Origin of the sequence: Pseudidiomarina halophila (assembly GCF_003987215.1) — a bacterium.
Lineage (GTDB): Bacteria > Pseudomonadota > Gammaproteobacteria > Enterobacterales > Alteromonadaceae > Pseudidiomarina > Pseudidiomarina halophila.
This window is the reverse complement of sequence record NZ_PIPW01000002.1, coordinates 358,629-372,250: the sequence shown is the minus strand read 5'-3', so window position 1 is coordinate 372,250 and position 13,622 is coordinate 358,629. Positions and strand designations below refer to the sequence as shown.

At 51.0% G+C, this 13,622-nt stretch carries 11 protein-coding genes; 4 read left to right on the top strand and 7 right to left on the bottom strand.

What is annotated here, in order from left to right; all coding sequences use genetic code 11:
* Nucleotides 1-112: 112 nt before the first annotated feature.
* A complete protein-coding gene (sthA, locus tag CWI69_RS07745) occupies nt 113-1,519 on the top strand; it encodes a Si-specific NAD(P)(+) transhydrogenase (protein WP_126763490.1) in 1,407 nt (468 codons plus the stop codon).
* 1 nt (nt 1,520) lies between these two features.
* On the opposite strand, the gene envZ is transcribed toward sthA, so the two are convergent.
* The 6 genes from envZ to CWI69_RS07715 all read right to left on the bottom strand — a co-directional run bounded on the left by envZ (nt 1,521) and on the right by CWI69_RS07715 (nt 8,677).
* Nucleotides 1,521-2,849, bottom strand: a complete 1,329-nt coding sequence (envZ, locus tag CWI69_RS07740; RefSeq protein ID WP_126763488.1) for a two-component system sensor histidine kinase EnvZ — start codon at nt 2,847-2,849, stop codon at nt 1,521-1,523.
* Nucleotides 2,849-3,577 carry an osmolarity response regulator transcription factor OmpR gene (gene ompR / locus CWI69_RS07735; RefSeq protein WP_126763486.1) on the bottom strand — a complete coding sequence of 243 codons (729 nt, stop codon included), beginning with the start codon at nt 3,575-3,577 and terminating at the stop codon, nt 2,849-2,851. Before ompR ends, envZ begins: the two co-directional genes overlap by 1 nt.
* 107 nt (nt 3,578-3,684) lie before the next feature.
* Entirely contained in the window at nt 3,685-4,671 is a 987-nt protein-coding gene (locus tag CWI69_RS07730; protein WP_126763485.1) for a GGDEF domain-containing protein, read from the bottom strand.
* Nucleotides 4,653-5,468 carry an alpha/beta fold hydrolase gene (locus CWI69_RS07725; RefSeq protein ID WP_126763483.1) on the bottom strand — a complete coding sequence of 272 codons (816 nt, stop codon included), beginning with the start codon at nt 5,466-5,468 and terminating at the stop codon, nt 4,653-4,655. The genes CWI69_RS07730 and CWI69_RS07725 overlap by 19 nt, the downstream gene beginning before the upstream one ends.
* Before the next feature lie 14 nt (nt 5,469-5,482).
* On the bottom strand, nt 5,483-6,964 hold the full coding sequence (locus CWI69_RS07720) for a class I adenylate-forming enzyme family protein (protein WP_126763481.1): 1,482 nt from the start codon (nt 6,962-6,964) through the stop codon (nt 5,483-5,485).
* A gap of 45 nt (nt 6,965-7,009) precedes the next feature.
* The gene (locus tag CWI69_RS07715; protein WP_126763479.1) at nt 7,010-8,677 is read right to left on the bottom strand and encodes an isovaleryl-CoA dehydrogenase; all 1,668 of its coding nucleotides are present in this window, start codon (nt 8,675-8,677) and stop codon (nt 7,010-7,012) included.
* A 159-nt stretch (nt 8,678-8,836) separates the two neighbouring features.
* Between CWI69_RS07715 and CWI69_RS07710 the strand changes: the two genes are divergently transcribed.
* The 3 genes from CWI69_RS07710 to CWI69_RS07700 all read left to right on the top strand — a co-directional run bounded on the left by CWI69_RS07710 (nt 8,837) and on the right by CWI69_RS07700 (nt 12,307).
* Nucleotides 8,837-9,358, top strand: a complete 522-nt coding sequence (locus tag CWI69_RS07710) for a cytochrome b (RefSeq protein ID WP_126763477.1) — start codon at nt 8,837-8,839, stop codon at nt 9,356-9,358.
* Nucleotides 9,359-9,398: 40 nt separating this feature from the next.
* Nucleotides 9,399-9,893 carry a transcription elongation factor GreB gene (gene greB / locus CWI69_RS07705; RefSeq protein WP_126763475.1) on the top strand — a complete coding sequence of 165 codons (495 nt, stop codon included), beginning with the start codon at nt 9,399-9,401 and terminating at the stop codon, nt 9,891-9,893.
* 74 nt (nt 9,894-9,967) lie between these two features.
* Nucleotides 9,968-12,307: a Tex family protein gene (locus tag CWI69_RS07700; protein ID WP_126763473.1), complete on the top strand. Its 2,340-nt coding sequence runs from the start codon at nt 9,968-9,970 to the stop codon at nt 12,305-12,307.
* A 48-nt stretch (nt 12,308-12,355) separates the two neighbouring features.
* Here CWI69_RS07700 and CWI69_RS07695 read toward each other — a convergent pair whose 3' ends face one another.
* Nucleotides 12,356-13,492 (bottom strand): acyl-CoA desaturase, encoded by a 1,137-nt coding sequence (locus CWI69_RS07695; protein ID WP_126763471.1) that lies wholly within the window; start codon nt 13,490-13,492, stop codon nt 12,356-12,358.
* Between the last annotated feature and the right edge of the window lie 130 nt (nt 13,493-13,622).

Below are 13,622 nucleotides of genomic sequence, written 5' to 3'. Positions count from 1 at the left end.
TTGGAATCTGTCAAACTGATATCCAGAATAAGCCCAGGTTACTGGCTTCCGAACTGCTGTTTCGGTTACTATAACGGCTTGTAACAAGCGGTACAACACAGAGGAGCTTTTCATGAGCGAAACGACAACACAATTCGACGCAGTTGTCATCGGCAGCGGCCCAGGCGGCGAAGGCGCCGCAATGCAACTGACCAAAAATGGCCTCAATGTTGCCATGATTGAAAAGCATAAATCACTTGGCGGTGGCTGTACGCACTGGGGCACCATCCCTTCGAAAGCACTCCGTCACTCTGTGAGCCGACTGATTGAATTCAACGGTAACCCACTGTTTTCCGGTGAACATATTCAGAACGGTTTAACCTTCTCGCATATTCTTCGCCACGCCCAGGGTGTGATTCAGCAGCAAGTGCAGATGCGTAGTAGCTTTTATCAGCGCAACGACGTCACCGTACTCCATGGTACTGCAACCTTTGAAGATGCCAATACCATAAAAATTACGCAGGCCGACGGTACCATTGAACACGTCAGCGCCAAGCACATTGTCATCGCAACGGGTTCGCGGCCCTATCATCCGCCCGACGTCGATTTCGATCATGAGCGTATTTACGATTCTGATACGGTACTTTCGCTGAAACATGAGCCACGCAGTATTATCATCTATGGCGCAGGTGTGGTTGGTAGTGAATACGCCAGTATTTTCCGTGGCCTCGGGGTAAAAGTTGATTTGATCAATACCCGCGATCGGTTGCTGTCATTTCTGGATGCAGAAATTTCCGATGCATTGAGCTACCACCTTCGTAACAATGGTGTCGTTATTCGTCATAACGAAGAGTACGACCGCATTGAAGGTAGTGACGATGGTGTCACACTTTATACGAAATCAGGTAAACGCATCGATGCTGATTGCTTGCTATACGCTAATGGCCGCTCAGGTAACATTGAAGACCTCAATGTCGAAGCGGTTGGTTTAAAGCCAAACTCGCGCGGCCAGCTTGATGTCTCCAGTAAGTACCAGACCGAAGTTGAAAACATCTACGCAGTAGGCGACATCACGGGCTTCCCATCATTAGCTTCAGCGGCTTATGACCAGGGGCGGATCAGTGCGACTGCGATTATTCACGGCGACTCTGCACAGCGTTTGATTAATGACATCCCCACCGGTATTTATACCATCCCGGAAATTAGTTCGGTGGGTAAAACGGAAGAAGAACTTACCGATCAGAAAGTACCTTACGAGGTCGGCCGCGCGCACTTCAAACATTTAGCGCGGGCACAGATTTCCAATATGGCAGTAGGTAGTTTGAAGTTGTTATTCCATCGTGAAACCAAGGAAGTTCTTGGGGTTCACTGCTTTGGTGAGCGGGCAGCAGAAATCATTCACATCGGCCAGGCCATCATGGAACAGAAAAATGGTGGCAATACCATCGAGTATTTCGTCAACACCACCTTTAACTATCCAACTATGGCTGAGGCATATCGCGTAGCTGCGCTCAACGGCCTTAACCGGATCCGCGAGTAATTCACTCGGGTTTGGCGCTTGGCAGTTCGAAGCGGACTGCTAAGCCGCCCAGTTTTTGACTACGACCAAAAGAAATCCGTCCGCCATGGCGTTCTACGATGCGTTTAACAATCGCCAGCCCTAATCCTGACCCCTTCGATGCCCGTGCCTTGTCGCCCTGAGTAAACGGCTGCAACACATGTTCAATTTGACCGGCAGGAATTCCCTCACCGTTGTCACTGACAGTTACCCAAACACGCTCCAGACTGCGGTTATACCCGGTTTCAATAACAATGCGCCCACCACCGTAGCGTTCAGCGTTCTCGAGCAGATTTAGCAGTACCCGTTTAATCGAGATAGCTCGCACAGGTATTTTCGGCACATCGCCGTATGCTACCTTAATTTGCGCATGCCAACTCTCCGGAACATGCCCGACCACATCTTCCACTAAATAATTCAGGTTCTCACAGTCGCTATCTGCCAGACTATCAAGCCGCACATAATCGATAAACTGATCGATGATGGCATTCATATCGTCTATGTCACTGATGATGCCTTCCGCTAAAGAATCTTCGCTGGGCGGCATCATCTCTGTTGCCAGTCTTATTCGCGTAAGCGGCGTGCGCAAATCGTGCGAAACACCGGCCATTAGCAACACCCGATCCTGCTCCAACTGCCGTACCCCTTGGGCCATTTGGTTGAACGCCTTGGTCACTGCGATAACTTCGGTAGAACCGCGTTCCGGCAACGCATCAGGATAATCACCCCGTCCCACTTGCAACGCCGCTGCTTCCAGGGATTTTAATGGTTTGTTTTGCCAGTTGGTAAAAAGCATACCGCCTAAAACACTGAGCGCACCGATCAAAATAAGATAGAACAACAATGGTGAAAATCGTGCTTCATCAAAGGTTTCAAGCTCTACGCGTAACCAGTAGCCAGCGAGAGATTCGGTACGGATCCAGACATAGTAAACGTCCTGCTGCGAGATCCGTACTTCGGTGGTCGCCGCGAGCTGCTGGCTCATTTGATTTGAGAGGAAATTATAGGTGGTGGCCTGATCAAGTCCGTTCGCGATAGCTTCTTGCTCGGAGAATCCATCAATGCCAACAGCTCGTGTGTAACGTTCAGCCAGCGAGCGTTTCTCAACTGCAGACATTTCATGGCTGCTCAACCATTGATCAAGCACGATAATGCCTTGTACCTGCTTGGAAACAACAGAGCTGATTTGCTGCATGGTCGGCTTTACCACGTATACACCGACCATGATGTAAGAAACAATCTGGTTGATTAACAACAGCAGCGCGATTAATGCGACCGTGCGGGCAAAGGCAGAACGCGGGAGAATGCGCATCAGCTGCCTTTTTTGCTGCCGTCGGGCACAAATACGTAACCCAGACCCCACACTGTTTGAATGTACCGCGGATTAGCTGCATCAACTTCAAGCATCCGGCGCAACCGTGAAACCTGAACATCAATGCTACGCTCAAGGGCACTGTAATCGCGGCCGCGCGCCTGATTCATCAACTTGTCACGTGACATGGGTTGGCGCGGGTGGGTCACCAGCGCTTTCAGTACAGCGAATTCACCACTGGTCAGGGGCATCGGCTCATCGCCACGAAACATCTCCCGGGTGCCTAAGTTCAGCCGGAATTCACCAAATTTGATTTCTTCATCGTCCGCTGATGGCGCACCGGGAATAGATTTTCCGCGTCGGCGCAACACTGCGCGAATCCGCGCCAATAACTCCCGCGGGTTAAATGGCTTCGCCAGATAATCATCGGCTCCTAGCTCGAGCCCGATAATGCGATCCACTTCATCACCTTTAGCGGTCAACATCACAATAGGAATGTCATTATTTGCCTGGCGCAAACGCTTACAAATGGAGAGGCCATCCTCACCCGGAAGCATTAGATCCAGTACCATGAGATGAAAATTCTCGCGTTCTAGCAGGCGGTCCATCTGCTCACTTTCGGCCGCTGATCGCACATAAAATCCCTGTTCCGTCAGGTAGCGCTCCAATAAGCTGCGTAACCGTGCATCGTCATCTACAACTAATATTTTAAAGGTCTCTTGCGCCATGCCTGAGCTGCTCCTATGGCCATAGTAATGTTGCAACTATAAAAGAAGCGTGCCACTTTGCCAACGAACCGCGGTCCGTATCGGTCTGCTTTTTGTATCCAAATGTTTTAACCGGTCAAATACTTAACGCAGTTACGGCTCGCGCGCTTTGCCTTGTACAAAGCCTGATCGGCACGCCGCAACAGGTCTTCCCGGGTATCTTCAGATTGAGCGGTCGTCACCCCTATGCTTGCGGTGACCCTGAAGTCGTCAAACTCTAACGCTTCTATGGACCCGCGCAAACGCTCGGCAATACCCAACGCCACGCTAAGATCTGCATCAGACAGGATGACCGCAAATTCTTCGCCACCGGTGCGAGCGGCTAAGTCAGCTGTGCGGAACATGGATGCCAATAAGCTGCCAATAGCTACCAGCACTTTATCTCCGGTATCGTGCCCATAACGGTCGTTGATGTCTTTGAAATGATCCAAATCCAGACTCAACAGGCTGAACCCCATGCTGTCCCGCCGAACAAGTGATAAATTGTTTTCAAGGCGGGCTTCAAAGGCACGCCGGTTGGCAAGTTTAGTCAGGGGATCTGTGGTCGCCAGATGTTCCAGCCGGGTATTAAGGCGCTTTAATTCGCTTTGTTGTTTTTCCAGTTCAAGCTTAGCGCGTTCTAACTCAGCCAGTGCCTCACGCTCTGCTGCCAACGCGTGCTCCGCTTCTTGCTTAGCTTCAACCAGTTGGTCTTCAAGGATGTTCCGCCGTTGCATCGGCATCATTGCGAAATAATAGTAATCGACGCCCCCAGTATTATGATAGGTCGCGTTGAGTAATACCGGAATTTCCTGCCCGGCTTTTGTTCGAAGCCGTAAATAGATTTCATCAACCGCCGCGTGTTGTTGCAAAGATGGCAGGATATGTCCCAGGTAGAACATTCGACCCGAACGTGACAACAGTTGCACAAAAGGTTGCTTCATGATGTCTTCAGCGGAAGACTCGAGCAACTCAACCACCGTTACGTTTGCCGCAACAACCTGGCTTCTGGCATCGACTATAAGTGCAGCTACGGGGCTGCGGTCAATCCAGCCGGTTAATGCTTGTTCAGACATTGGTTTATGGTACCTGCAACCTGCTCAGGATGGCTCATGTGGGGGTAATGCCCTGCCGCATTTAGCTGAATCGATTCACAATCAGGCAAATGATCAGCGATAAAAGCGATGACCTCAGTAGGCACAATGACGTCTTGCTCACAATAAAGCAGCTTCACCGGAACTGGAACATGTTTTAATTCTTCGCGATGGTCACAGTAGAACGTTGCTTCGGCAAAGCGTCGTGAAATCTTTGGATCAGAGTTGGCGAAGCTCTCTTTCAGGCGTTCTGCTAACTCTGGCCGATGAGCATTTTTCATGACAATAGGTGCCAGATAGCCAGCCCATTCGAAGTGGTTCCGTTCCATCATCGCCAGCAACTGACCAATATCTTCTGCAGTAAACCCACCCTCATACTCCGGCGGATCATCTAAATATCGAGGCGATGGTCCAATGGCGATAATCTGTCGAAACAACTCCGGTCGTTGAATCGCGGCCAGAAACCCAATTAAACCACCAACCGAGTGTCCCACTAAGGTGACCTTGGGAGAACCTAAAGCATCAAGCACCTCGAGCAAATCCTGTACGTAACCTTTGAGCGTTTGGTAACGCTCAATACTGTACGCAGCAAAGTCTGAACGCCCGCACCCAACAAAATCAAAAGTAATCACCCGATGACGGGACCCCAAATGTGCGATTACCGGCAACCAGATCTGTTGATCACAACCAAAACCATGGCACAAGACAATGGTTTCATCGCCCTCGCCAAATTCCTGTACATGATTCCGGGAAATGATTTGTAAATCGGTTTCGCTCATTACTAACTCCAGAATTAACGTAACTGATGCTTAAGCACCTTGCCGCTGGCGTTGCGGGGCAACTCGTCGATAATTTCATAAAACCGCGGTAGTTTGTAGTCGGCAAGCCGTTGCTGTAAAAACTCAGCAAGAGTTTGCTGGGCATCGTCCAGCTTGTCGCGTAAAACCACAAAAACCTTTACCGATTCTCCCCAATCTTTATGGGGCACACCTACGACCGCAGCCTCAAGTACTGCAGGATGTTCCGACAATGCATCTTCAATTTCGCGGGGATAAATATTTACCCCACCGGCAATGATAATGTCTTTTTTGCGATCTTTTATCCAATAGAAGCCATCTTCATCACGCACCGCTACATCGCCGGTTTTTAGCCAGCCATCGGCAGTAAAGGTCTCCGCCGTGGCCGCTGCGTTTTGCCAGTAACACTGCATCATGCCGTCGCCGGCAATCTCTACTTCTCCCGGCTCACCAATACGCGGCTCAGTTCCGGTTTCTGTACGCAACCGAACTTCGGTGTTAAAAGCCGCACGGCGTCCCACCGAGCCGGCTTTTGTCGCATGCTCATGGGGTAATAACAAGGTGCCTGAGGGGCCGGCTTCGGTAAGTCCGTACACACAGTAAAATTGGTCGGAGCGAAACGCCTGCTGGACTAATTTCGTATGTTCGGTCGACATCGCTGCGCCACCATAGATCCAGTGGCTGACACTGCTTAAATCCGTGGTCTTTATGGCAGACTGTTGCGCGGTCAATAAGTACGCAACGGGCGCGCCAAAAAAGTGAGTCACCTGGTGTTTTGGCACCAATTGCAGCAGTAAATCCGGACTAAAGGTAGGCGCGACCACGTGGCTAGCACCGACCAGAGTACCGGCCAGCAGAAATAAATTGAGCGGTGCTGAATGGGTAAAGGGCATTAAATGCAGCAATTTACTCTGTGGTGTCATAGCCATTTCAAGAGCAATCATGGTGGCGACCGAATGAATAGCTGATTGCTGGAACAGTACTCCTTTTGGCCGTCCCGTAGTTCCCGAGGTGTACAGTAAAATGCAGGGACTGGAGGTATCAGCAGCCGGCTCCTGCAATCCATCGGTAGCAGCATCTGCACTTACACTAAGATCATCCAGCCATAGCGCAGCTAAACCTTGTTCGACCAGAGGCTTGAGTGCCGCATCCGTCATCTTGCTAGTAAGTACTAACTCTGCTTCTGCATCGCCGAGAATATATTCGAGCTCTGGTGTGGTAAGACGAACATTAATAGGAACCGCAATCGCATCCAGCCGTTGAATTGCAAAAAATCCGACCACAAACGCAATGCTGTTAGGGATCACTAAGGCAACCCGGTCGCCCGCCCTTACGCCGTATTCCTGCTGTAGCCATGCGGCAAGCTGCTCGACCTGGTCAGCGAGCTGCGCCCAGGACAACTCCTGCTTATCGTCGCTGATTGCCAGCTGATCCGGGTATTTACGCGCATTACGCGCCAGCATTTGATAAACCGTCATCGTTTCGTCTTCTCCTCACCGCGTTCGCCTAAAGGTGGCTGTTCTTCACTTTGGCCAGGCCCGTGACAGGATCTGTTTCGCCGTTGCTGCGTCAGTTAATCTACCATACCCCAAATGCTCATTTGCGCCCAAGCGCGAGTTACAGAACGCATCTGCCACTTCATTGGGCGCATGTTGTTGTAATAGCGCTCCCTGCAATGTGCGCGCGATCAATTCGACCAATTGCCGGGCGAAGAAAGGCTGTTCCTGCGCTTGTTCCAAACGCTTGGGTAACGCCGCTATAGCGGCATCAAGTTGCTTATGGCTGCCCGCGGCACGCTTGACTTCGGTCATTAAAGCGGCGAAGCACTCGGGCTGCTTTTGGACAGCGCGTAACACATCCAGGCATTGCACATTACCACTTCCTTCCCAAATCGCGTTTATCGGCGCTTCGCGATACAGCCGCGGCATAATACAGTTTTCCATCACGCCGCTACCACCGATGACTTCCATCGCTTCATAGGCATGTTCCGGAGTACGTTTGCAGATCCAGTATTTGCCGGCCGCCACCGCAATCCGTGCCAGCATACGCTCGTGTTCATCCTGCTGGCTGTCCATCGCACGTGCCATGCGCATCGTCAACGTCATCGCTGCTTCGCTTTCAATAGCCAGATCGGCAAGTACATTTTGCATTAAAGGTTGGTCAATGAGTCGCGCGCCGAATGCCGCGCGATGCTGACAATGATGCAGCGCCTGCACTGTGGCCTGACGCATCCCGGCCGCCGAGCCGATCATGCAGTCATAGCGGGTCATAGCCACCATCTCAATGATGGTCCGTACCCCGCGGCCTTCTTCACCAACCATCCATGCCATTGCTCCGCGTAACTCGGCTTCACTGGACGCGTTGGCGACATTACCCATTTTGTCTTTCAGGCGCAGGATCTGCAGTGGATTTTTACTGCCATCGGGACGCCAACGTGGTAACAGGAAACAACTCAGGCCTGCTTTTGTTTGCGCCAGCACCAGAAATGCATCACACATAGGTGCCGATACGAACCACTTATGCCCAACCAACTCATACACCTGCCCGGGCCCTTCTTTTGCCACCGGGTAAGCACGGGTGGTATTCGCGCGAACGTCCGAGCCGCCCTGCTTCTCCGTCATAGCCATACCAATGGTCACTGCTTGCTTTTCAGTGTCAGGTACGTTTCTTGGGTCGTAGCTGTTGTGTAAAATCTTAGGGATCCAGTACTGCGCCAGATCTGGCTGGTGCTGCAGCGCAGGAACTGCCGCAAAAGTCATTGTGATAGGGCAACCGTGGGCAGCTTCAACCTGAGTATGTAAGTAATACTTCGCGGCACGCGCGACATGAGCACCAGCCTTTGGATCCGCCCACGGAGACGCGTGTAAGCCATGTTCCGTGGCAAGTGTCATCAACTGGTGATAGGCATCATGGTAATCTACATAATCAACGCGGTGGCCAAAGCGGTCCTGTGGCTCAAATTGCGGCTTATTGGCATTCGCCTGAAAGCCTAGTCGAATAGTCTCAGCACGCCCGGCCAGCTCACCCATAACATGGACCGAAGCCTTAGCCCATTCAGCACCTTCACGTTTAAGCGCCTCCTGCAGTGCAACGTCTTGCGTGAATAAATTATAATTTTCCAGTGCTGGTGGCTGATTCTCGACCTGGTGGGTCGTTGCCAGGAAACGCTCTGCTTGCTGCCAATCTGTCATGTGCTCACCTCATTTAACTCTCAGCTCATCTGACCAGTTGATATATGTCAACAAGATAGTGAGTATTGGACTAAAAGTCTAAGTTAAGTTTGGCTTAATTTAAAAATTAGACCATGGTTAAACTTACGAAAACACTGCGCGAACGCAAAGGACGTCGTTATGAAAACCGCAACTCGTTACAGCACACATAGCATTATCAATCATTGGATAACTGTTATTCTGGTCACGATTATGCTGACCCTAGGACTCGTCGGTAATCACGCACCGACCGATGCAAACGAAAACTACATTATGCCGTTACACTTTAGCTTTGGCTTTCTGACCGCTTTATTTGTGTTCTGGCGCGTTGGAGTTCGTATTTTTGAAGGATTCGCCCAAGCACCGGCTCATCAGCAGCCCTGGGAACGGGTACTTAGCCGCATCGTGCATGTGGCGTTATTGCTAACTCTGCTGGGGCTGGTGCTAAGCGGACCGACCTACTTATTTACCGAAGGTGAAGGGATCCCTGTGTTTGGATTGTTCACTGTGCCATCACCTTTAAGCGGCGAACTCGAGACCCTGCATGAAACAGCCGAGACCGTTCACAAAACCCTTGCTGTACCGGTTCTTGGTACTCTGCTGGCACTGCACGTGCTGGGTGCTATTCGACACTTTGCCCGGCTTGGGCACGGTAAAGAATAAATGCTAACATTCGCGTCTGGCCCCCAAGATTAAATCAACCATGGCGCGAACCAATCTAATTAGCCGCAAAGGTTATTTCCAGTTACAGTCGGAGCTCGATCACTTATGGCGGGTCGAGCGCCGCGAGACCACAGAAAAAGTTACCTGGGCCGCAAGTCTCGGTGACCGCTCAGAAAATGCTGATTATAAGTACAATAAGCAAAAGCTACGCCAGATTGACCGGCGCATCCGCTTTTTACGGAAACGCCTGGAAGCGTTAAAAATTGTAGATTACGCACCGTCGCAAGAAGGCAAAGTATTTTTCGGCGCTACGGTTACCATCGAAAATGATGACGGCGATGAAAAGCAGTTCACTATCGTCGGTCCTGATGAAATTTACGATGACAAACGCGTGATTTCAATTGATGCACCTATGGCCCGGGCTGCCATTGGCAAGCAGGTTGACGATGAAGTTAAAGTTCAGACGCCGACCGGCACTCATGTCTGGTACATCACCGCTATTTGTTACCAAAGAACCAAATCCGAATCCATCTAGAGGTCGCACCCTCCGCGCAATGACTGCTATACTGGCGCGCACATTTTTGACTTCAACTAAACGAGAGAGAATTCATGAGCTCGATTTCCCAGCAGATTGCGAACGAGTTAGCAGTCAGCTCGCAACAGGTTCAAGCTGCTATCGCGCTACTCGACGACGGCGCCACCGTACCTTTTATTGCGCGTTATCGGAAGGAGGCCACCGGCGGCCTTGACGACACCCAGTTACGTAATCTGGCACAGCGTCTGACTTATCTGCGTGAACTGAATGATCGTCGTGAAGTCATTCTGGCCAGCATCCGGGATCAGGAAAAACTTACCCCGGAGCTGGAACAACAAATTCGCAGCACTGAGTCAAAAACTGAACTCGAAGATTTATACCTGCCCTACAAGCCCAAGCGCCGGACCAAAGGTCAAATCGCCATTGAGGCCGGGCTTGAACCCTTAGCAAGCAGTCTGCTGGATAATCCTGAGCAAGATCCAGAACAAGTCGCCGCGGATTATATCAACGCCGACGCCGGCTTTGCCGACAGCAAAGCCGTTTTAGAAGGGGCACGCTTTATTTTAATGGAGCGTTTTGCCGAAGATGCTGCGTTACTGAAAAAAGTTCGTGATTACCTGTGGAATAACGCTGAAATCACCAGTGTGGTGGCGCCTGGGAAAGAGCAGGAAGGCAGCAAATACCGCGACTACTTTGCGTTTAACGAAGCCATTAAAAAGATTCCCTCACACCGCGCCTTAGCGTTATTCCGCGGTCGTAATGAAGGTATGCTGCAGCTCAAACTGAATGCGGACCCGCAGCAGGAAGACCCAAAAGCGCGCAGTTACGGCGAGCAAATTGTCGCTGACCATATTCAGTTCAGCCCAGCCTCACGCGCCGCGGACGCCTGGTTAGCGCAAACGATTCAGTGGACCTGGCGCATCAAACTGCTGCTGCACATGGAAACCGAATTGTTTGGCACAGTGCGTGAGCGTGCAGAAGCGGATGCCATTAAGATCTTTGCCAATAACCTGAAAGATCTGTTAATGGCTGCACCCGCAGGTGCCAAAACCACCATGGGCTTAGACCCGGGTGTACGTACCGGCATTAAGGTTGCAGTTGTTGATAGCACTGGCAAGGTGCTCGGCACCAACACAGTATTCCCGTTCCAACCACAAAACCAGGTCGACAAGGCCATGCGCACCATTGCCGGCATGTGTAAACAGCACAAAGTCGAACTTATAGCGATTGGTAATGGTACCCATTCACGGGAAACCGATAAGCTTATCACCGATTTACTGAAAGCCGACCAAGAGCTAAAAGCGAGTAAAGTGATAGTCAGCGAAGCGGGCGCCTCGGTTTATTCAGCATCAGAACTGGCCGCGCAAGAGTTTCCTGATCTGGATGTCTCGCTACGTGGTGCGGTATCCATCGCCCGCCGTTTGCAGGATCCGCTGGCAGAACTAGTGAAGATTGAACCTAAATCTATTGGTGTTGGTCAGTATCAGCATGATGTCAGTCAGGCACAGCTGGCTCATAGTCTTGATGCCGTGGTCGAAGACTGTGTTAACGCCGTTGGGGTTGATGTCAACACTGCGTCAGTTGCCTTGTTGGCGCGGGTAGCTGGGTTAAATAAAACGCTTGCCCAGAATATGGTTGCGCACCGTGACGCCAACGGCCGTTTTGCCGAGCGCAAAAATCTCCTGAAAGTTAGCCGTATGGGTCCCAAATCCTTCGAACAAGCAGCTGGCTTCTTGCGTATCATGGATGGCGATCAGCCGTTGGATCGTTCAGCGGTACACCCGGAAGCCTATCCCTTAGTCGAGCGCATGGCCAGCGATCACGGTAAGCAGGTGGAGCAGTTGATTGGTGATAGTACTTTCCTGAAGAATCTTGATGCGCAAGCCTACACCGATGCGAACTTTGGTTTACCGACAGTACGCGACATTATTCGCGAACTCGATAAGCCTGGTCGTGACCCTCGCCCTGAGTTTAAAACCGCAAGCTTCAAAGAAGGCGTCGATACACTGCAGGATTTACGTCCGGGCATGACCCTCGAAGGTGTAGTTTCAAACGTAGCGGCCTTTGGCGCTTTCGTTGACGTAGGTGTACATCAGGATGGTCTGGTACATGTCAGCGCTCTATCGGATAGCTTCGTCAGCGATCCGCGGGAAATTGTAAAAGCCGGCGATATCGTCAAAGTCAAAGTACTCGAAGTAGACGTGCAACGTAAGCGCATCAGCCTTTCCATGCGCATGCACGATGAGGTCACCAGTGGCACCGGTACTGAACCTAAAAATGCCACAGGCAAAGCCGCCAGCAAGCCAAAATCACAAACCACTGGCAAACGACCGGCGGCAAAGAAACCTGCTCCGGTCGGCAATTCAGCGATGGGCTCAGCCTTTGCTGACGCGTTCGCGAAAGCGAAAAAGTAGCGAGGAAGGAAGTAACGGAGCGTCTTTAAAGACGCTCCGTCTCAACGGTTAATAGGCTTGTGGATGCCGTAATAACATCTTGAAATGATGCTTATGCTCAAGGAAAGCTGCACGCAATTCAGTGACTTTGTCCTGCATCTCTTCCAGCGTTGGCATTTGTTCGGTCAATGCTTTGGTTTTATTATCGAGAAGCTGTTTGCGGGCCTGATAGTATTCGCGTAAACGCAGCAATAACGCATCGTATTCGTCCTGCAACTTTTGCAAGGTGGTTTCACAGCGAATTGGTGTTCTCGCGGTCAGCTTCTTGAACTGCATCTCGATTTTCGCTTTCTCAATCTGATAGCCATGCGTGCGCTTCAAATTGCTTGTCAGCCCCAACCACGAACAACTACGAATTAACCATTTAGTCGGGTCAAACTGCCACCAGCGGATACCATTACGATAATCGGCCGAGAAGATATGATGGTAGTTGTGATAGCCCTCACCGAACGTCAGGAACGCAAGGAAGCCATTATCACGCGCTGTATTGCGATCGGTATAGGGTTGTTTACCCCAGATGTGCGCCAGCGAGTTAATGAAGAAGGTTGTGTGATGATTAATCACTAAACGGGCAAAGCCAACTAAGATCACCGCACCCCATACATCGCCGAGCAGCAAGCCAATCGCAATGGGCCAACCGATACTCGTCAGCAGTGTTAACGCCAGATAATGGCGGTGTTGCCACATCACGACCGGATCTTTCTGCAGATCTTTCACGTTATTGTAGTCGTGGTAGCGCGATGCCTGATACTCACGCAGCATCCAGCCGATATGCGAATACCAGAAGCCGCGTTTTGCCGAATAAGGGTCTCTGTCGTTGTCATCAACGTGCTTGTGGTGCTCACGATGGTCTGATGACCAGTGCAACGCGCTATTTTGCACCGCCAATGCGCCACCCAGAGCAAATAGTATCCGCAGCGACCAATGGGCATCATAAGTGCGATGCGCCCATAGCCGGTGGTAACCCGCCGTAATAGAAATTCCGGCAAAAGCTATGGTGCCGATAAGCGCCAGCCAGAGGCCGAGGGAAAAGCCATGGGTCAACCCATACCAAGGCACACCGATAGCGGCGACCGCAAAGGTGATGGCAAATACGAGGGTGTTTAACCAGATGATACCTGGTTTATCAGATTGCGACTTCGACATAAATTACCTACTTAAAAAAATCGGCATGTTGCGCATTTTCAAATTAGCGAACATGTGTACGCTGAATTTACCGACATTCCACTCTCCGTGCAATGTTTATTTGATAAAAAGCGATGAATTGCGTGAACAC